General features: G+C 68.5%; 19 protein-coding genes. 8 read left to right on the top strand and 11 right to left on the bottom strand.

All coding sequences use genetic code 11. The features are described from left to right. Position 1 precedes the first annotated feature (1 nt). From ACHWVH_RS03775 to ACHWVH_RS03745, 7 genes are all read left to right on the top strand, one after another. Positions 2–1,297 carry an ABC transporter permease gene (locus ACHWVH_RS03775; protein WP_342074035.1) on the top strand — a complete coding sequence of 432 codons (1,296 nt, stop codon included), beginning with the start codon at positions 2–4 and terminating at the stop codon, positions 1,295–1,297. Between the two features lie 46 nt (positions 1,298–1,343). Beyond that, positions 1,344–2,570 carry an ABC transporter permease gene (locus tag ACHWVH_RS03770; RefSeq protein WP_148829598.1) on the top strand — a complete coding sequence of 409 codons (1,227 nt, stop codon included), beginning with the start codon at positions 1,344–1,346 and terminating at the stop codon, positions 2,568–2,570. 170 nt (positions 2,571–2,740) lie between these two features. Then, entirely contained in the window at positions 2,741–3,970 is a 1,230-nt protein-coding gene (locus tag ACHWVH_RS03765) for an ABC transporter permease (protein WP_394686694.1), read from the top strand. A gap of 48 nt (positions 3,971–4,018) precedes the next feature. Further along, positions 4,019–5,320 (top strand): ABC transporter permease, encoded by a 1,302-nt coding sequence (locus tag ACHWVH_RS03760; RefSeq protein ID WP_394686693.1) that lies wholly within the window; start codon positions 4,019–4,021, stop codon positions 5,318–5,320. Positions 5,321–5,357: 37 nt separating this feature from the next. Continuing rightward, positions 5,358–6,578, top strand: coding sequence for an ABC transporter permease (locus ACHWVH_RS03755; protein WP_394686692.1), 1,221 nt, complete (start codon positions 5,358–5,360; stop codon positions 6,576–6,578). A 102-nt stretch (positions 6,579–6,680) separates the two neighbouring features. Further along, entirely contained in the window at positions 6,681–8,018 is a 1,338-nt protein-coding gene (locus ACHWVH_RS03750; RefSeq protein ID WP_267102374.1) for a sigma-54 dependent transcriptional regulator, read from the top strand. Further along, a complete protein-coding gene (locus tag ACHWVH_RS03745) occupies positions 8,015–9,370 on the top strand; it encodes a PAS domain-containing sensor histidine kinase (RefSeq protein WP_017916671.1) in 1,356 nt (451 codons plus the stop codon). The genes ACHWVH_RS03750 and ACHWVH_RS03745 overlap by 4 nt, the downstream gene beginning before the upstream one ends. A gap of 165 nt (positions 9,371–9,535) precedes the next feature. On the opposite strand, the gene ACHWVH_RS03740 is transcribed toward ACHWVH_RS03745, so the two are convergent. The 3 genes from ACHWVH_RS03740 to glmU all read right to left on the bottom strand — a co-directional run bounded on the left by ACHWVH_RS03740 (position 9,536) and on the right by glmU (position 11,843). Then, positions 9,536–9,850 (bottom strand): hypothetical protein, encoded by a 315-nt coding sequence (locus tag ACHWVH_RS03740; protein WP_153752204.1) that lies wholly within the window; start codon positions 9,848–9,850, stop codon positions 9,536–9,538. 100 nt (positions 9,851–9,950) lie between these two features. Next, positions 9,951–10,472 carry a GNAT family N-acetyltransferase gene (locus ACHWVH_RS03735; RefSeq protein ID WP_394686691.1) on the bottom strand — a complete coding sequence of 174 codons (522 nt, stop codon included), beginning with the start codon at positions 10,470–10,472 and terminating at the stop codon, positions 9,951–9,953. A 3-nt stretch (positions 10,473–10,475) separates the two neighbouring features. Then, positions 10,476–11,843, bottom strand: a complete 1,368-nt coding sequence (glmU, locus tag ACHWVH_RS03730; RefSeq protein WP_017913608.1) for a bifunctional UDP-N-acetylglucosamine diphosphorylase/glucosamine-1-phosphate N-acetyltransferase GlmU — start codon at positions 11,841–11,843, stop codon at positions 10,476–10,478. 140 nt (positions 11,844–11,983) lie between these two features. On the opposite strand from glmU, the gene ACHWVH_RS03725 reads away from it, so the two are divergent. Further along, on the top strand, positions 11,984–12,367 hold the full coding sequence (locus ACHWVH_RS03725) for a GtrA family protein (protein ID WP_026143775.1): 384 nt from the start codon (positions 11,984–11,986) through the stop codon (positions 12,365–12,367). A 235-nt stretch (positions 12,368–12,602) separates the two neighbouring features. Here the strand turns inward: ACHWVH_RS03725 and ACHWVH_RS03720 are convergent, their stop codons facing one another. From ACHWVH_RS03720 to atpE, 8 genes are all read right to left on the bottom strand, one after another. After that, on the bottom strand, positions 12,603–13,148 hold the full coding sequence (locus ACHWVH_RS03720) for a chorismate mutase (RefSeq protein ID WP_320744880.1): 546 nt from the start codon (positions 13,146–13,148) through the stop codon (positions 12,603–12,605). Between the two features lie 415 nt (positions 13,149–13,563). Further along, positions 13,564–13,986, bottom strand: a complete 423-nt coding sequence (locus ACHWVH_RS03715; RefSeq protein ID WP_019796279.1) for a F0F1 ATP synthase subunit epsilon — start codon at positions 13,984–13,986, stop codon at positions 13,564–13,566. A gap of 170 nt (positions 13,987–14,156) precedes the next feature. Then, positions 14,157–15,563, bottom strand: coding sequence for a F0F1 ATP synthase subunit beta (gene atpD, locus ACHWVH_RS03710; RefSeq protein ID WP_017910295.1), 1,407 nt, complete (start codon positions 15,561–15,563; stop codon positions 14,157–14,159). 122 nt (positions 15,564–15,685) lie between these two features. Then, entirely contained in the window at positions 15,686–16,549 is an 864-nt protein-coding gene (atpG, locus tag ACHWVH_RS03705; RefSeq protein WP_017910294.1) for a F0F1 ATP synthase subunit gamma, read from the bottom strand. 116 nt (positions 16,550–16,665) lie between these two features. Beyond that, positions 16,666–18,213, bottom strand: coding sequence for a F0F1 ATP synthase subunit alpha (gene atpA, locus ACHWVH_RS03700; protein WP_295925126.1), 1,548 nt, complete (start codon positions 18,211–18,213; stop codon positions 16,666–16,668). A 147-nt stretch (positions 18,214–18,360) separates the two neighbouring features. After that, on the bottom strand, positions 18,361–18,888 hold the full coding sequence (locus ACHWVH_RS03695; RefSeq protein ID WP_295925124.1) for a F0F1 ATP synthase subunit delta: 528 nt from the start codon (positions 18,886–18,888) through the stop codon (positions 18,361–18,363). A 1-nt stretch (position 18,889) separates the two neighbouring features. Beyond that, positions 18,890–19,360, bottom strand: a complete 471-nt coding sequence (locus ACHWVH_RS03690) for a F0F1 ATP synthase subunit B (protein WP_017910291.1) — start codon at positions 19,358–19,360, stop codon at positions 18,890–18,892. Between the two features lie 114 nt (positions 19,361–19,474). Next, positions 19,475–19,774 carry a F0F1 ATP synthase subunit C gene (gene atpE / locus ACHWVH_RS03685; RefSeq protein WP_010340497.1) on the bottom strand — a complete coding sequence of 100 codons (300 nt, stop codon included), beginning with the start codon at positions 19,772–19,774 and terminating at the stop codon, positions 19,475–19,477. Positions 19,775–19,824: the final 50 nt, after the last annotated feature.

Raw genomic sequence — 19,824 nt, 5'->3', positions numbered from 1 at the left:
CATGTTCGGCTACTACGTCCGCCTCGCCTTGCGCAGCTTCCGCCGCAACAAGGTCCTCACCGCACTGATGGTGCTGGCCATCGCCCTGGGGATCGGCGCCAGCATGACCACGCTGACCGTGTTCTACGTGCTCTCCGGCGACCCGATCCCGCAGAAGAGCGACCGCCTGTTCTACGTGCAGGTGGATGCGCAGCCCAAGTCCGGCTACCAGCCGGGCGAGGAACCAGATTCGCAGAACACCCGGTTCGATGCCGAGGCCCTGCTGCGCGAGAAGCGCGCCAAGCGCCAGGCGCTGATGACCGGTGGCAGCGTGGCGATCGAACCGACCAAGAGCGGCCTGAAACCGTTCAAGTCGGAAGTGCGCTTCACCTCCGCGGACTTCTTCCCGATGTTCGACACGCCGTTCCTGTATGGCCACGGCTGGACCGGCACCGAAGACGAGCGCCACGACCGCGTGGTGGTCATCAGTCGGAAGCTCAACGAGAAGCTGTTCGACGGCGCCGACAGCGTCGGCCGCGAACTGCGCATGGACCAGAACACCTTCCGCATCGTCGGTGTGCTCGACGCCTGGGAGGCCAAGCCGCGCTTCTACGACCTCACCAACACCTATGGATCGGACGAACAGGCCTACCTGCCGTTCTCGGTGGCGATGGACCTGAAGATGGACCGCAACGGCAGCATGAACTGCTTCGGCGACAGCAACGGCGACCAGACCGCGCTCAATGCGCCCTGCACCTGGGTGCAGTACTGGGTGGAACTGGAAAGCCCGGCGCAGGCCGCCGACTACAAGGCCTACCTGGAGAACTATTCGGCCCAGCAACGCGCCGCCGGCCGCTTCCAGCGCCCCAACAACGTGCGCCTGCGCAACGTCATGCAGTGGCTGGACCACAACGAAGTGGTGCCCGGCGACGTGCGCCTGCAGCTGTGGCTGGCGATGGGCTTCCTGCTGGTGTGCCTGCTCAACACCGTCGGCCTGCTGCTGGCCAAGTTCCTGCGCCGCAGCGGCGAGATCGGCGTGCGTCGCGCGCTCGGCGCCTCGCGCGGGGCGATCTTCGCGCAATGCCTGGTGGAGGCCGGCGCCATCGGCCTGGCCGGCGGCGTGGCCGGCCTGGGACTGGCCACGCTCGGTCTGTGGGCCGTGCGCCAGCAGCCGGCCAGCTACGCCAAGCTGGCGCATCTGGATCCGAGCATGCTGGCGCTGACCTTCGCCATGGCGGTGGGCGCCAGCCTGCTCGCCGGCCTGCTGCCGTCGTGGCGCGCCATCCAGGTGGCCCCCGCCCTGCAGCTCAAGTCCTGATCCTGCGCGCCCTGCGCCTTCCACGCATTCTCACAAGGTCATCGCCATGGATATCCGCCCCATCCTGTCCACCTTGCGCCGGCACAAGACCGCCGCCGCGCTGATCGTGCTGGAGATCGCCCTGGCCTGCGCGATCGTGTGCAACGCGCTGTTCCTGATCGGCAACCGCATCGAGACCCTGCACCGGCCCAGCGGCATCGCCGAGTCGGAACTGGTGACGATCTCGCTGGGCGGCATCGGCCAGCAGGTCAACGCCGCTGCGCGCACCCGCGAGGACCTGGCCGCGTTGCGCGCGGTGCCCGGGGTGCGCAACGCCACCGTGCTCAACCAGGTGCCGTTCGTGCACTACTCCTGGAACACCAGCCTGTCGCTGACCCCGGACCAGGAACGGCCCACGCTGAACGCGGCGCAGTACATGGCCGAGGAGGGCACGCTGAAGACCCTGGGCCTGAAGCTGGTGGCCGGTCGCGATTTCGCGCCCGACGAGTACATGGATCTGGAAGCGGCGCAGACCGACAAGCGGATCCAGGAGAAAGGCACCGCCATCATCCTCAACCGCGCCACCGCGGAAAAGATGTTCCCGGGGCAGAACGCGCTGGGCAAGACCGTGTACACCGGGCCGGTGGGCGCCCGCGTGGTCGGCATCGTCGAGACCCTGGCACGGCCCACCGCCGCCAGCGGCCTGGCCGAGATCGACTACGCGATGCTGCTGCCGTTTCGCCTGAGCTACACCGACGGCCTGTACGTGCTGCGCGTCACCGACCCGGCGCGGCGCCAGGAAGTGCTGAACGCGGCGACCGCGGCCTTGATGAAGGTCGACAGCAGCCGGCTGGTGCTCAAGCAGCAGACCTACAGCGAGATCCGCGACGCCTACTTCCAGGGCGACCGCGCGATGGTGTGGCTGCTCGGTGCGGTGTGCGTGGCGCTGCTGGTGGTCACCGCGCTGGGCATCGTCGGCCTGGCCAGCTTCTGGGTGCAGCAGCGCACCAAGCAGATCGGCATCCGCCGCGCGCTCGGCGCCACCCGCGGGCAGATCCTGCGCTACTTCCAGACCGAGAACTTCCTGCTGGCCAGCACCGGCATCGTGCTCGGCATGCTACTGGCCTACGCCATCAACCAGTGGCTGATGGGCAAGTATGAACTGCCGCGGCTGCCGCTGTCCTACCTGCCGATCGGCGCGGTGGCGCTGTGGCTGCTCGGCCAGCTGGCGGTGTTCGCGCCGGCGCGCCGCGCCGCCGACGTGCCGCCGGCCGTCGCCACCCGCAGCACCTGATCCATCCCCTTGGCCGGCTCCGGCCGGCCTTTTTTCATCGAGCGCGCCATGCCCCGCAACCATCGCCCACTGCCGTCCTCCGGTCTCCTGCGCCACGCGCCTGCGTGGCCGCAGCCGTGCCCGATCGGCCTGGCGGCGCCGGTGCGGCGCGGCCGTTGAACGTCGCCGCCATGGCACTGGGTCCGATGCTCTCGACGCTGTCCCGGCACCGCACCGCGGCGACGCTGATCGTGCTGGAGATCGCGCTGGCCTGCGCGATCGTCTGCAACGCGCTGTTCCTGATCGGCAACCGCATCGCGACCCTGCGCAGCGCCAGCGGCGTCGCCGAAGCGGAACTGGTGACGATCGCCCTCGGCGGCATCGGCCGGCAGGTCGACGCGGCGGCACGCACCCGCGAAGACCTGGCTGCGTTGCGCGCGCTGCCCGGCGTGCGCAACGCCACCGTCGTCAACCAGATGCCGTTCGGGGACGCCGCCTGGAACGTCGGCCTGAATCTGACCCCCGACCAGGAATGGCCCACGCTCAATGCCGCGCAGTACAAGGCCGAGGACGCCACGCTGCGCACGCTGGGCCTGCGCCTGATCGCCGGGCGCGATTTCCGCGCCGACGAATACCTGGACCTGGACGCCCTGCGCAACGACGAGCGCCTGCGCAACGCCGGCGGCGCGGTCATCCTCAACCGGGCGGCGGCGGAGAAGATGTTCCCCGGACAGAACGCACTGGGCAGGACCGTCTACCGCGGCACCGTGCCGGCGCAGGTGGTCGGCATCGTCGACGCCCTGGCCCGCCCCAACCCGGACCTGGTCGGCCCGGCGCAGGCGCCCTACGCATTGCTGATTCCGCTGCGCATGCCCTACACCGACGGGCTGTACGTGCTGCGCGTGCGCGACCCGGCGCAACGCCAGACCGTGCTCGCCGCGGCGACCGCGGCGCTGATGCAGGTGGACAGCAGCCGGCTGGTGCTCGATCAGCAGACCTACAGCGAGATCCGCGACGCCTACTTCCAGGGCGACCGCACCATGGTGTGGCTGCTCGGCGCGGTGTGCGTGGCGCTGCTGGTGGTCACCGCGCTGGGCATCGTCGGCCTGGCCAGTTTCTGGGTGCAGCAGCGCACCCGGCAGATCGGCATCCGCCGCGCCCTTGGCGCCACCCGCAGCCAGATCCTGCGCGACTTCCAGGCCGAGAATTTCCTGCTGACCAGCGCCGGCATCGCGCTGGGCATGCTGCTGGCGTACGCGATCAACCAGTGGCTGATGGGCCGGTACGAACTGCCGCGGCTGCCGCTGTCCTACCTGCCGCTCGGCGCGGCGACGCTGTGGCTGCTCGGCCAGTGCGCGGTGCTCGCGCCGGCGCGGCGCGCGGCGGCGGTGCCGCCGGCCGTGGCCACCCGCAGCCTCTGATCCCGTCCTTCCATCGCCCGCCACCGCCCCCTTCTCCAGGACGCCACGATGTTCGGCTACTACTGCAAACTGGCGCTGCACAGCTTCGGTCGCAACCGCCTGCTGACCGCCCTGATGGTGCTGGCGATCGCGGTCGGCATTGGCGCATCGATGACCACGCTGACCGTGTTCCACGTGCTGGCGGCCGATCCCATTCCCGGCAAGAGCGGGCAGCTGTTCAACGTCGAACTCAACGTCGAACCGGACGACCGTTACGATCCGAACGACACCGACCCGCAGCAACTGACCCGCCGCGATGCCGAGGCGCTGCTGCGCGACCGGCGCGGCGACCGCCAGGCGATGATGTCGGCCGGCAGCGTGACGGTGGTGCCGGCGCAGCCGCAACTGACCCCGTTCGGCGCCGAAGCGCGCTACACCAGCGCCGACTTCTTCCCGATGTTCGCCGTGCCTATGCGCTACGGCCACGCCTGGACCGCGGACGACGATGTCCGGCGCGCGCGTGTCGCGGTGATTTCGCGGCGGCTCAATACCCAACTGTTCGGCGACGCCAACAGTGTCGGCCGCCAGCTCCAGCTCGGCGGTGCCGTGCTGCGGGTGGTCGGGGTGATCGACGCCTGGGACATGAACCCGCGCTTCTACGACCTGACCAACACCGAGTATGGCGACAGCGAGGACGTGTTCGTGCCGTTCTCCACCGCGCGCGACCTGGACCTGGATGTCAGCGGCTCGATGTCCTGCTGGGGCGACCATGCGGGCAACAGGACCAGCGCGAACGCCCCCTGCGCCTGGATCCAGTACTGGGTGGAACTGGACAGCCCCGGCAAGCGCGCCGCGTACCTGGACGCGCTGCAGGCCTATGCGCGGCAGCAGCGCGACGCGGGACGCTTCCGCCATCCGCCGGACATCCGCCTCAGCGACGTGATGACCTGGCTGGACCGCAACCACGCCGTGCCCTCCGACGTGCGTCTGCAGGTGGGGCTGGCACTGGCGTTCCTGGGCATCTGCCTGCTCAACACCGCCGGGCTGATGCTGGCCAAGTTCCTGCGCCACAGCGGCGAGATCGGCGTGCGCCGCGCGCTCGGCGCCTCGCGGTGGACGATCTTCGCCCAGCATCTGATCGAAGCGGCGGCGATCGGCCTGGCCGGCGGTGCCGGCGGCCTGCTGCTGGCCTGGATCGGCACCTGGCTGGTACGGCAGCAGCCGGCCGACTACGCCGCGCTGGCGCACCTGGACAGCCGCATGTTGCTGCTCGCCCTGGCGATGAGCCTGGGCAGCGCGCTGCTCGCCGGCCTGCTGCCGGCCTGGCAGGCGATGCGCGTGTCCACCGCCCTGCAGCTCAAGTCGCAATGACGCGCCGCGCGCGCCCTCTCCGCCAGGAACTCCCACCGTGTCCCTCCATCCCATCCTCTCCAGTCTGCGCAAGCACCGCGTCGCCGCCGGCCTGATCGTGCTGGAGATCGCCTTCAGTTGCGCCGTCGTCTGCAACGCGCTGTTCCTGATCGATCAGCGGCTCGAGCGCATGCAGCGGCCCAGCGGTGCTGCCGAGCAGGAACTGGTGCAACTGCGCAGCCGCAGCGTGGTCAGCGACGGCAATGGCGCCGCGCAGACCCGCGCCGACCTGGACGCGCTGCGACGCATTCCGGGTGTGCGCGAGGCCAGCATCATCAACCAGCCGCTGTTCGGCGATTCGCTCGGCTACAGCGGCGTGTCGCTGCGCCCGGACCAGGAACGCAGCACCTTGCACGCGGTGCAGTACTTCGGCGACGCGCGGCTGCTCGATACCCTGGGGCTGCATCTGGTCGCAGGGCGCCGCTTCGCGGACGACGAGTTCATCGACGACGCGCAACTGCGCGATCCGGTGGCCAAGCGCATCCCGCCCTCGGTCATCCTCAGCCAGTCGCTGGCGCAACGCCTGTTCCCCGGCCAGAACGCGGTGGGCCGCACCATCTACGTCTACGGCGAACACCGCATCGTCGGCGTGGTGCAACGCCTGGTGCAACCCCGCGAAGGAGGGAACGTCGGCCAGTACGAGGACACGATGCTGTTCCCGGTGAACGTTCCCTACGATCGCGGCACCTACCTGCTGCGCGTGCGCGATCCGGCGCAGCGCGAGGCAGTGTTGCGGCAAGCCAAGGCGACGCTGTCGCAAAACGGTCCACGGCGCATGGTGAACGGCGCCCGGACCTTGCAGCAGGCACGCGCGGCCTATTACCGCGACGACCAGGCGATGGCCTGGCTGCTGGTCGGCGTGAGCGTGGCGCTGCTGCTGGTCACCGCACTGGGCATCGTCGGCCTGACCAGTTTCTGGGTGCAGCAGCGCACCAAGCAGATCGGCATCCGCCGCGCGCTCGGTGCCACCTGCACGCAGATCCTGCGGCATTTCCAGTTGGAGAATTTCCTGCTCGCCAGTACCGGCATCGTGCTCGGCATGCTGCTGGCCTACGCCGCCAACCTGTACCTGATGAGCGCCTACGAACTGCCGCGGCTGCCGCTGTGGTACCTGCCGGTCGGCGCGGTGGTGCTGTGGCTGCTCGGCCAGCTCGCGGTGCTGCCGCCCGCACGCCGCGCCGCGGCGGTGCCGCCGGCGGTGGCCACGCGCAGTGTCTGAGCCGCCGATGCACGCAGGCACGACAAGCCGCGCGCGGGCTGCGATGATGCCGCCTGGTCCGTTTTTCTCCGCCGGCGTGTCCCGCCGCGCCCAAGGTGCACGATGCCCTGCCTGCTGATCATCGACGACAACCCCGCGGTCGCCACCGCGCTGGAAGTGCTGTTCTCCCTGCACGACATCGACACCGTCCATGCCGACAGCCCGCAGGCCGGCCTGCAGCGGCTGAGCGAGGGCGACATCGACCTGGTCCTGCAGGACATGAACTTCACCGCCGACACCACCTCCGGCGAGGAAGGCGTGGCCCTGTTCGAGGCGATCCGCACGCGCCATCCGGACCTGCCGGTGATCCTGCTGACCGCCTGGACCCAGCTCAGCAGTGCGGTGGAGCTGGTCAAGGCCGGCGCCGCCGACTACCTGGCCAAGCCCTGGGACGACCGCAAGCTGCTGACCACGGTCAACAACCTGCTGGAGCTGTCGGAGACCCGCCGCGAACTGGAACGCCGCCGCGACGGCGAGCGCCGCCATCGCCAGCAATTGGCGCAGCGCTACGACCTGTGCGGTGCGGTGTTCGCCGACCCCGCCAGCGAGCGCGCCATCGCCCTGGCCTGCCAGGTCGCGCGCTCGGAACTGCCGGTGCTGATCACCGGCCCCAACGGCAGCGGCAAGGAGAAGATCGCGCAGATCATCCAGGCCAACTCCTCGGTGCGGCGCGGCCCGTTCGTGGCGCTGAACTGCGGCGCGATCCCGGCCGAACTGATCGAGGCCGAACTGTTCGGCGCCGAGGCCGGCGCCTACACCGGCGCCAACAAGGTGCGCGAGGGCAAGTTCGAGGCCGCCGACGGCGGCACGCTGTTCCTGGACGAGATCGGCAACCTGTCGCTGGCCGGGCAGATGAAGCTGCTGCGGGTGCTGGAGACCGGCCGGTTCGAGCGGCTCGGCTCCAACCGCGAGCGGCAGGTCAAGGTGCGGGTGATCAGCGCCACCAATGCCGACCTGACCGCGATGATCCGCGACGGCAGCTTCCGCGAGGACCTGTACTACCGGCTCAACGCGGTGGAACTGTCGCTGCCGGCGCTGGCCGAGCGCCCCGGCGACATCGTGCCGCTGGCCGAACACTTCCTCTCCGGCGACAAGCCGCTGTCGGCCGGCGCCTGCCAGGCGCTGCAGCGCCACGCCTGGCCCGGCAACGTGCGCGAACTGCGCAACGTGGTGCAGCGCGCCGAACTGCTGGCCGGCGGTGCGCAGATCGAGTCCGCCGACCTCAACCTGCCCAAGCCCGCCGCGCCGCGCACGGCCGCCGCTGCCGAACCCGACCGCGAGCGCATCGTGGCCGAGCTGAGCCGTGCGCACGGCGTCATCGCCCAGGCCGCCGCCGAACTGGGCATGAGCCGGCAGGCGCTGTACCGGCGCATGGACCGCTACGGCATCCCGCGCGAATGAAACTGCGCCGCTCCTTCACCGTCATGCTGTTCCTGCGCCTGCTGCCGGTGCTGGCGCTGGCCGCCGCCCTGCCGTGGCTGCTGGCCTACTGGATGGACCGCGGCTGGGAAGTGGTGACCGCCTCGGCGCTGGCCCTGCTGCTGCTGATGTGGTGGACCCTGCGCCGCGCTACCGCGCCGATGCGCTCGCTGTTCCGCGCCCTCGCCGGCACGGTCAGCAGCTACCGCGACGGCGAATACAACTTCGGCGTGCACTGGCGCGGCGACGACGAACTGGGCGAGATGGTCGCCGCGCACGCGCAACTGGGCGAGATCCTGCGCGAACAGCGCCAGGGCCTGGCGCAGCGCGAACTGATGCTCGACACCATGGTGCAGAACACCCCGGTGGCGATGCTGCTCACCTCCAAAGGCGGCGACGGCCTGCGCCGCGTGGTGTTCTCCAACCTGGCCGCACGCAAGCTGCTGCACAGCGGCTGGAAGCTTGAAGGACAGCGCCTGGACGACCTGCTGCTGGGCGTGCCGGCGCCGCTGCGCGAGGCGATCTCGCGCGGTGGCGACAGCCTGTTCGCCATCGAAGGCAGCGACGAGGATCCGGAGGAGGAGCAGATCTACCACCTGTCGCAGCGCCGCTTCCATCTCAACGGCCGCCCGCACGAACTGCTGTTGATCCGCCTGCTCACCGCCGAACTGCGCCGCCAGGAAGTGCACACCTGGAAGAAGGTGATCCGGGTGATCAGCCACGAGCTCAACAACTCGCTGGCGCCGATCGCCTCGCTGGCGCACTCCGGCGCCGAGCTGGTGCGGCGGCAGAAGGTGGAGCGGCTGGAAGAGGTGTTCGGCACCATCGAGGAACGCGCGCGGCACCTGGAAGGCTTCATCCGCGGCTATGCGCGCTTCGCCAAGCTGCCGCAGCCGCAGCTGCAGACGGTGCACTGGGCGCAGTTCCTGGCCGGGCTGCAGCAGCAGATTCCGTTCGCGCTGGACCTGGAGTCGCCGGACCTGCACAGCCGGGTCGATCCGGCGCAACTGCAGCAGGCCCTGCTCAACCTGGTCAAGAACGCCCACGAATCCCTGCCCGAGGGGCAGACGCCGGCCGATGGCGTGCGCGTGCGCGTGTCTACCCGCCCGGACTGGCTGCGCCTGGAAGTGCTGGACCGCGGCAGCGGCATGAACGAGGCGGTGCTGCACAACGCGTTGATGCCGTTCTACTCGACCAAGCGCAACGGCACCGGCCTGGGCCTGGCCCTGACCCGCGAGATCGTCGAAGCCCACGGCGGCCGCCTGTCGCTGCACAACCGCGACGAAGGCGGACTGTGCGTGACGGTGCAGTTGCCACAGGGGGAGCGGGGCTGATTTTTTTCGGGATTGGGGATTGGGGATTGAGCGCCGGGACCCGGGACCCGGGACCCGAAGAGCATGAGCGCACCTAGCCAAGCCGTGACCGTCGCGCTACGTTCCGCTCAAGCAAAAGCGCTGCGGTTCAGCGGCGCGCACCCAGGACACGTCGGGCGCAGTGGCTCAGTAGATCGCCATGTGGTCGATCACGGCGCGATCGACGTCGGCGCAGCCCTTGACCACGATCTCGACATTGGCCTTGCTGGTGAACGCAGCCAGGGCGAGCGAATACAGTTCCTTGAAGTGGGGCGTCGCTTCGTCGCGGTAGACCTCATAGAACACACCGCCGCATTGCTGCGGAATGTCGCTATCGGCGACGACGAGGGTGAATCGATTGGATTCCGAATATAACTTGCTGACCTTTGCATGCACGCGCTCAAACGCCGGCGCCTGAAAACTCAGCAGCGTCAGCACTGACGCCACGACAAGTCGCTTCATGATCCCCCCTGGATTGGACCGTCGCGGCATCATTGCCGCGCTTCCATCTGTATACATTATCAGCGCTACCCCGGCAGCATCGACGAGCCGGCCGCGAGGCTCAGCGCGACGGCAGCGGACAACGCATCGCCACCCGCAGGTGCATCGGGAAACCGAGTGCGGCTTCCTGTCGCCAGGTCGCGCGCAACTGTGGTCCCCACTGCGTAGGCGGCATCTCGACGAAGCCTTCGCTGGCGTAGAGCGGCGCATTCCACGGCACGTCGCGCAAGGTGGTCAGCAGCATGCATTGAAAACCAGCAGCTGCCGCGGCGGCGCGCGCATACCGCAGCAGGGCACGGCCGTGGCCGCGGCGCCCGGCATCGGGATCCACGTCCATCTGCTGGACGTGGAAGCCGCCGTCCAGGCACCCGCCGAGCAGATAGCCGACGCAACGTTCGTCCTCGTCCAGCGCCACCCATAACTGCTCGCGCGCCAATCCGGCACGCAGGGCGTGCGTCTCCAACGCGTGCGCCGCGAACACGGCCTGCGCCGGATGCCCTTGCAGCAGGGCGCCGGCGCGCCGTTCGATCTCCTGCAACCGCGCCAACTCCTTCGCGTGCGCCAGACGAATGCGCCCGGCCATGCCTCAGTCGCGCTTGCCCGGGCGTTTCCAGCCTTCGACGGTTTCCTGCCGCACCCGTGCCACGCTCAGCTTGCCGGCCGGCGCGCTGCGGGTGATCACCGAGCCGGCGCCGATGGTGGCGCCGTCGCCGATCTCCAGCGGCGCCACCAGCGCGCTGTTGGAGCCGACGAACACGCCATCGCCGATCACCGTCTGCGACTTGTTGACGCCGTCGTAGTTGCAGGTGATCACCCCGGCACCGACGTTGACGCCGCTGCCGATGGTCGCGTCGCCGAGGTAGGTCAGGTGATTGGCCTTGCTGCCGACGCCGAGCACCGCCTTCTTGGTCTCGACGAAGTTGCCGATGTGCACGCCGTCGGCCAGCACCGTGCCCGGGCGCAGCCGCGCGAACGGGCCGATCTGCACCGCGCCCTCGGCGACCACGCCTTCCAGATCGCAATGCGCACGCACCTCGGTGCCCGGCCCCAGCACCACGTCCTTCAAGCGCACGAACGGGCCGATGCTGACGCCGTCGCCCAGTTCCACCTCGCCTTCCAGGATCACGTTGGCGTCGATGCGCACGTCGTGGCCGGCGCGCACGCGGCCGCGCTGGTCCAGGCGGTTTGGGTCGATCAGTTGCACGCCCTGCTCGCACAACGCACGCGCCGCGCGCAACTGCCAGGCACGTTCCAGTTGCGCCAGCTGCCACGGATCGTTGGCGCCCTCGGCCTCGATCGGGTCGGCCACCAGCACCATCTCGGCCGGGGTGAACTCGGCGGCGGCGGCGGCGAACACGTCGGTCAGGTAGTACTCGCCCTGCGCGTTGTCGTTGCGCAACTGCGCCAGCCAGCGCTTCAGCGCGGTGGACTCGGCGGTGACGATGCCGGTGTTGATGGTGCGGATGCGCCGCTGCTCGTCGTCGGCGTCCTTCTGCTCGACGATCGCCGCGACCTTGCCGGCGGCGTCGCGCACGATGCGGCCGTAGCCGGTGGGATCCTCCGGCTCGGCCACCAGCACCGCGACGCGGCCGGGCGCATGCAGCAGGCGGGTCAGGGTCTCGGCGCGGATCAGCGGCACGTCGCCGTACAGCACCAGCACGGTGGCCGCGTCGGGTACGGCCGCCATCGCCTGCTGCACCGCGTGGCCGGTGCCCAGCTGTTGCGCCTGCTCGGCCCACAGCAGGTCCGGCTGGTCAGCGAACGCCGCCAGCACCGCCTCGCCGCCGTGGCCATGGACGATGTGGATCGCGTCCGGCTGCAGCTGGCGCGCGGTCTCGATCACATGCGCCAGCATCGGCCGGCCGGCGATCGGCTGCAGCACCTTGGGCTTGGCCGACTTCATCCGCTTGCCCGCGCCGGCGGCGAGGATCACGACGTGCAGGGGCAGACTCATGGGGCGGTTCCGTTGCGGGTGGACGACGAATTCTAGAGGCTGCCGGCCATGCCTGCCGTCACGACCGCGCCACACGCGGCGGGCTGCACATCGGCGCCGCAGGCGCTAGCATGCGCGATCGTCTTCTCCTGTGGATGTTCATGGGTCTCCTGCGCCAGGGCAGCCAGTTCCTGCTGATCGGCCTGCTGCAATTGCTGATCGACTGGAGCGTGTTCGTCGCCGCCACCGCGGCCGGCATGCCGACGGTCCCGGGCAACGTGCTGGGCCGCGTCTGCGGCGCCCTGCTCGGGTTCTGGCTCAACGGCCGCATCACCTTCGCCAGCGACGACGCCGCACGCCTGGGCTGGCGCCGCTTCGGCCGTTTCATGGCCATGTGGCTGGTGCTCACCGCACTCAGCACCTGGCTGGTGGCGCTGTGCGCCCACGCCCTGGGCCTGCGCCTGGCCTGGCTGGCCAAGCCGCTGGTCGAGGGCATGCTGGCGGTGGTGTCGTTCTTCCTTGGACGGCAGTTGGTGTATCGCTAGCGCTGGCGACACGGCAGGCAGGCGGCACCGCTGCGCGCGATCGGCGCCGGCTGTCGGGGCTGAAGCCCCTCCCACAAAAGACCTAACGTATGCCGGGAGCATCCATGTGGGAGCGACTTCAGTCGCGACGAGCGAAGCCTAGACGGCCAGCGCGGATCGGGCCTGCAGAGCGCCAAATCGGCTTCAGCGCCCCGTTGGGCGCAGGCAACGCGCCATCGGCCCCGCTACCGACAACTCAGTGGCAGAAATCGCCCAGGCTGCGCACCAGCGCCGTGCGGTGCAGTTGGTCGAGCTGCCAGCGCAGCGCATAGGCCTCGGCCGCGCGCGCGGTCGTGGCCGGGCAGTCCGGGGCCTGGCGCACCGCCGCGCTGGCCTGCAACGCGTCCAGCATCTCGCCCTGCAGCTGGTCCAGGCGCGCGCGCAGTCCGGTCAGGTCCGGGCGCGGGCTGTTGGGCGCGCGGCCGCGCAGGTGCCAGCGCGACAGCAATTCGTACTGCACCAGTTTGTTGGATTCGATCTGCATGCCGAAGAAACGCGCCGCATCGTCCGGATCCACGCCGTGGGCCGGCGCCTGATCGCGCACGCTGGCCAGCACCGCGGCCTCGCGCGTGGCATCCAGCACCGGCTTGCCGCTGTCCCACTTGCTCAGCGCCACCTGGTCGCCGATCGCGTTGCGCTCGACGATGCGATCCAGCAGCGGCTCCAGTGGGGTGGCACTGCGTGCGGGCAATGCGCATCCCATCAACAGGGCGCCGGCCAGCACGGCGGTCAGCGCATGCATGCAGGGACGAGGAACGGCAGCGGACAGGCTCATCTCGGTTCTCCGGTAACCGTCTGCGGGTGGGGGATGAACCGCAGATCGGGCGGCCATCTTGCCGCAGTCCACCGACCGCACGATGACCGCACCCGCGTCTTGTCGCATGCCAGCGCGGCCGAGTCAGCGACCAGCAAGCCAGCGCCGTGCGCTGCGTCGCAGTCCAGCTCGATCTCGGGCTGCGCCGCAGGAATGCGATCTTCGCGGCGATCCAATGCGCCTGCGCGTCACAGAGTGCGGCAAGCCGGATCCGCGAGGTGATCCCCCACAGGCACGCAGAGGTGGCGTGCGAAGGAGACCCCCATCTCCCAGACACGACAACGCCGGCAAACGCCGGCGTCGTCGTCGTCGCATGCGGCCATCAGGCCGCGAGGCGGTGAACTCAGTGCTTGAGGTTCTTGCGCAGGCGCTCCAGCGCCTGCAACTGCGCGGTGACCTCGGCCAGCTTGGCCTGTGCCTCGGCCACGTCCATGCCTTCGCCGCGGTTGGCGAGCAGGCGCTCGGCTTCTTCCTTGGCCTTGCGCACCGACGCCTCGTCGATGTCCTGCGCGCGGATCGCGGTGTCGGCCAGGATCGTCACCACCTGCGGCTGCACCTCGAGGATGCCGCCGGAAATGGCGAAATCCAGCTGCTCGCCGCTCGGGGTGGTCACCACCACCTTGCCGGGCTTGAGCCGGGTGATCAACGGCGCGTGCTTGGGCGCGATGCCCAGCTCGCCCAGCTCGCCGGTCGCGACCACCAGGGTGGCGTCGCCGTGGTAGATCTCATGCTCGGCGCTGACGATGTCGCAACGGATGGTGCTCATGGTGCCTCACTGGGTGAGGCGGGAATCGGGAATCGGGAATCGGGAATGGGGAGAAGCAGATTGCCTTCTCTCAACCAGTACGCGATGCATCAGATTCCAGTTGTCCCGCCTTGACGATTCTCGATTCCCGATTCCCGATTCCCGGACGCCGGCCTCGGCCGGCGTCCAGATCAGGCCTTCTCGGCCATCTTCTTGGCCTTCTCGACCGCTTCCTCGATGCCGCCGACCATGTAGAAGGCCTGCTCCGGCAGGTGGTCGTATTCGCCGTCGACGATGGCCTTGAAGCCGCGGATGGTGTCCTTCAGCGACACGTACTTGCCCGGCGAGCCGGTGAACACCTCGGCCACGTGGAACGGCTGGCTGAAGAAGCGCTCGATCTTGCGCGCGCGCGACACGGCCTGCTTGTCCTCTTCGGACAGTTCGTCCATGCCCAGGATCGCGATGATGTCCTTCAGTTCCTTGTACTTCTGCAAGGTGGACTGCACGCGGCGGGCGGTGTCGTAGTGCTCGTGGCCGATCACGTTCGGGTCCAGCTGGCGGCTGGTCGAATCGAGCGGATCCACCGCCGGGTAGATACCCAGCGAAGCGATGTTACGCGACAGCACGACGGTGGCGTCGAGGTGGGCGAAGGTGGTCGCCGGCGACGGGTCGGTCAGGTCGTCCGCGGGCACGTACACGGCCTGGATCGAGGTGATCGAGCCGGACTTGGTCGAGGTGATGCGCTCCTGCAGCACGCCCATTTCCTCGGCCAGGGTCGGCTGGTAGCCCACCGCCGACGGCATGCGGCCCAGCAGCGCCGACACTTCGGTACCGGCCAGGGTGTAACGGTAGATGTTGTCGACGAACAGCAGCACGTCCTTGCCCTTGCCCGAGGCGTCCTTCTCGTCGCGGAAGTACTCGGCCATGGTCAGGCCGGTCAGCGCGACGCGCAGGCGGTTGCCCGGCGGCTCGTTCATCTGGCCGTACACCATCGCCACCTTGTCCAGGACGTTGGAGTCCTTCATCTCGTGGTAGAAGTCGTTGCCCTCGCGGGTACGCTCACCCACGCCGGCGAACACGGACAGACCCGAGTGCGCCTTGGCGATGTTGTTGATCAGTTCCATCATGTTGACGGTCTTGCCGACGCCGGCGCCGCCGAACAGGCCGACCTTGCCGCCCTTGGCGAACGGGCACATCAGGTCGATGACCTTGATGCCGGTCTCCAGCAGCTCGGTGGCCGAGGACTGGTCTTCGTAGGTCGGCGCCGCGCGGTGGATTTCCCAATGGTCGGTGGCCTGCACGTCGCCGGCCTCGTCGATCGGACGACCCAGCACGTCCATGATGCGGCCCAGCGTGCCGGCGCCGACCGGCACCGAGATCGCACGGCCGGTGTTGGTGGCGACCAGGTTGCGCTTGAGGCCGTCGGTGGAGCCGAGGGCGATCGTACGCACGACGCCGTCGCCCAACTGCTGCTGCACTTCCAGCGTGATGGCGGTGCCGTCGACCTTCAGTGCGTCGTACACCTTCGGCACATCGGCACGCGCGAATTCGACGTCGACGACCGCGCCGATGATCTGAACGATCTTGCCCTGACTCATTTGGATAACTCCACTAATGTCTATGCGAATCTGGTGTCGGGAATGGGGAACGGGGAATCGGGAATGGGAAGATCAAGCGCTGCTGCTTCGACCATTCCCGTTTCTCCATTCCCCATTCCCGGCTACACAGCGGCTGCGCCGCCGACGATTTCGGAAATTTCCTGGGTGATCGCAGCCTGACGCGCCTTGTTGTAGACCAACTGCAAGGTGCTGATCAGCTTGCTGGCGTTGTCGCTGGCCGCCTTCATCGCGACCATGCGCGCCGCATGCTCGGACGCCACGTTCTCCAGCACCGCCTGGTACACCAGCGACTCGATGTAGCGCGTCATCACGTGCTCGAGCACGCTCGCGGCATCGGGTTCGTACAGGTAGTCCCAGTCGTGGTGCGCGACCTGGCTCTCGGCCGCCGGCAGCGGCAGCAACTGGTCGAAGCTGGCCTTCTGCGTCATCGTGTTGACGAAGCGGTTGTAGACCAGATACACGCGGTCCAGCTTGCCTTCGGTGAACGCGTCCAGCATCACCTTGATCACGCCGATCAACTGCTCCAGCTGCGGCAGGTCGCCGAGGTGGCTGACGCTGCCGACCATGTCCACCTTGATCCGGCGGAAGAACACCGAGGCCTTCTGGCCGATGGTGACCACGTCCACGCCCGCGCCCTGGTCCTGCCACTGGCGCACTTCGCCCAGCATCTTGCGGAACAGGTTGTTGTTCAGGCCGCCGGCCAGGCCGCGATCGGAGGAGATCACGATGTAGCCGACGCGCTTGACCGATTCGCGCTGCACCAGGAACGGATGCGTGTAATCGGTGCTGGCCTGCGCCAGATGCCCGATCACCTGCTTCATCGCCTGCGCGTACGGACGCGAGGTCTTCATCCGATCCTGCGCCTTGCGGATCTTGGAGGCCGAGACCATCTCGAGCGCGCGCGTCACCTTGCGGGTGTTCTGCACGCTCTTGATCTTGGATTTGATTTCGCGTCCGCCTGCCATGCTCTCGCTCGCTTTGCTCGCTTCGTGGGAATGGGGAATGGAGAATCGGGAATGGGCAAGCCCGGATCCCGCTCCTACGATTCCCTATTCTCTAATCCCGATTCCCGGCAACTGATTTACCAGCTGCCCGTGGTCTTGAACTCGCCGATGCCCTTCTTGAACGCGGCCTCGATGTCGCCGTTCCAGTCGCCGGTGTCGTTGACCTTGGCGATCAGCTCGCCCTGGGTGTTGGCGAAGTGGGCGTGCAGGCCCTCTTCGAACGCCAGCAGCTTGTTGACCGGCACGTCGTCGAGGTAGCCCTCGTTGACCGCGTAGATCGACAGCGCCTGGTTGGCGATGGACATCGGCATGTACTGCTTCTGCTTCATCAGCTCGGTGACGCGCTGGCCGCGCTCGAGCTGCTTGCGGGTGGCTTCGTCCAGGTCCGAGGCGAACTGCGCGAACGCCGCCAGTTCGCGGTACTGCGCCAGCGAGATGCGGATGCCGCCGGAGAGCTTCTTGATGATCTTGGTCTGCGCGGCGCCGCCGACGCGCGACACCGAGATACCGGCGTTCACCGCCGGGCGGATGCCGGCGTTGAACAGGTCGGTTTCCAGGAAGATCTGGCCGTCGGTGATCGAGATCACGTTGGTCGGCACGAACGCGGACACGTCGCCGGCCTGGGTCTCGATGATCGGCAGCGCGGTCAGCGAACCGGTCTTGCCCTTGACCTCGCCCTTGGTGAACTGCTCCACGTACTCCTCGGACACGCGCGCGGCGCGCTCCAGCAGGCGGCTGTGCAGGTAGAACACGTCGCCCGGGTAGGCTTCGCGGCCCGGCGGGCGCTTCAGCAGCAGCGAGATCTGGCGGTAGGCCACGGCCTGCTTGGACAGATCGTCGTACACGATCAGCGCGTCTTCGCCGCGGTCCATGAAGTACTCGCCCATGGTGCAGCCGGCGTAGGCGCTGATGTACTGCATCGCCGCCGATTCGGAGGCGGTCGCGGCGACCACGATGGTGTGCGCCAGCGCGCCGTTCTCTTCCAGCTTGCGCACGATGTTGGCGACGGTCGAGGCCTTCTGCCCGATCGCCACGTACACGCACTTGATGCCGGTGTTCTTCTGGTTGATCACCGCGTCGATGGCCAGCGCGGTCTTGCCGGTCTGGCGATCGCCGATGACCAGCTCGCGCTGGCCGCGGCCGATCGGGATCATCGCGTCGACCGACTTGTAGCCGGTCTGCACCGGCTGGTCGACCGACTTGCGCCAGATCACGCCCGGCGCCACGCGCTCCACCGGCGCGGTTTCGCTGGTGCCCAGCGGGCCCTTGCCGTCGATCGGCTCGCCCAGCGCGTTGACCACGCGGCCCAGCAGTTCCTTGCCCACCGGCACTTCCAGGATGCGGCCGGTGGTCTTGGCCACGTCGCCTTCGCGCAGGTTCTCGTAGTCGCCGAGCACCACGGCGCCGACCGAGTCGCGCTCCAGGTTCAGCGCCAGGGCGTAGGTGTCGTTCGGCAGTTCGATCATTTCGCCCTGCATCACGTCGGCCAGGCCGAAGATGCGCACGATGCCGTCGGACACGCTGGTGACCGTACCTTCGTTGCGCGACTCCGCGGCCAGCTTGACCTGCTCGATGCGGTTCTTGATCAGTTCGCTGATTTCGGAGGGGTTGAGCGTGGTTGCCATCTTGGTTTCCTTCGGATCGTCCATCGCGCAAGGGCGCATGGCGACGTGTGGTTAGCTTCTTTGAGAATCGGGAATGGGGAATCGGGAATCGCGGGTGGCGTCGCCGCCGGGCCGGGTTCTCTCCTCTCTATTCGCCATTCCCGTTTCTTAGTGGGCCAGTGCGGATTGCAGACGCGACAGCTTGCCTTTCAACGAACCGTCGATGACCACGTCGCCGGCGTCGATCACCGCGCCGCCGATCAGCGAAGCGTCCACCGCCGTGGTGATCTCGACCTCGCGGCCGAAGCGCTGCTTCAGCGCCACCTTCAGCGAGGCCACCTCGGCATCGCTCAGCGCCGTCGCGGAGGTCACGTTGGCCTGTACCACGCGCTCGGCCTCGGCCCGCAGCTGGTCGTACAGCCCGGCGATCTCCGGCAGCAGCGACAGCCGCTGGCCTTCGGCCAGCAGGCTCAGGAAGCGCTGGTACTGCTCGTCGACCGCTTCCGGCGCCAGCAGCGACACCGCCTGCTCCCGCTGCAGCAGCGGGTTGTGCAGCAGCGCGGCCACGCGCGGGTCGGCGGCGACCTGGGCGGAGAACGCCAGCGCCTGCGACCAGGGCGCGAGCTTGCCGGCGTCGCTGGCCGCGGCGAACGCGGCGCGAGCGTAGGGACGCGCCAGTGTGAGGGCCTGGCTCATCTCAGATCTCCGCCGCCAGCTCGTCGAGCAGCGCCTTGTGGGCGTTGGCGTCGATTTCGCGCTTGAGCAGCTTCTCGGCGCCGCTCACCGCCAGCAGCGACACCTGGCGACGCAGGTCTTCGCGCGCGCGGTTGGCCGCGGCGTCGATCTCGGCCTGGGCCAGTTCCTTCTGCCGGTTGGCTTCGACGATCGCCTCGTGCTTGGCCGCCTCGACGATCTGGTTGGCGCGCGCATGGGCCTGATCGATGATCTCGTTGGCCTTGATGCGGGCATCCTTCAACGCTTCGTTGACCTTTTCCTGCGCCTGCGCCAGATCCTTCTGGCTGCGATCGGCGGCGGCCAGGCCTTCGGCGATCTTCTGTTGGCGCTCTTCGATGGCCTGCATCAGCGGCGGCCAGATCTTGGTCGCGACGATCCAGATCAGACCGGCGAACGCCAGCGCCTGGGCAAAGAGGGTGAGACCGATATTCATGGGGTACGCTCAGCCAATGGTGACGGGGTGGACGCGCCGCCAGCACGGCGACGCGTCCGAACCTTCATCCGTAGCGGCGGCCGCCGATGGCGACCGCACGCCGGTACGACGGGATCAACCGCCCTGCGGCAGACGCGCGACGAACTCGCCGATCATCGGGTTGGCGAACGCGAACAGCAGGCCGACCGCGACGCTGATGATGAACGCGGCGTCGATCAGGCCGGCGGTGATGAACATGCGGACCTGCAGCACCGGGATCAGTTCCGGCTGGCGCGCGGCCGATTCCAGGAACTTGCCGGCCATGATGGCCAGACCGAGGCCGGCGCCCAGCGCGGCCAGGCCGATCATGATGCCGACGGCGAGGACGGTGGAGCTCTGGACTTGGGCGAGGTTGGTCAGGACGGCGAAGTACATGGTTTTCTCCAGGAACAAAGTTGCTTGAGGATGGTGAATCGAACGAAGGG

The sequence above is a fragment of the uncultured Xanthomonas sp. genome (assembly GCF_964278005.1).
GTDB lineage: Bacteria > Pseudomonadota > Gammaproteobacteria > Xanthomonadales > Xanthomonadaceae > Xanthomonas_A > Xanthomonas_A sontii.
Note: the sequence above shows the minus strand (reverse complement) of the source record. Positions and strands in the feature narration are given on the sequence as shown.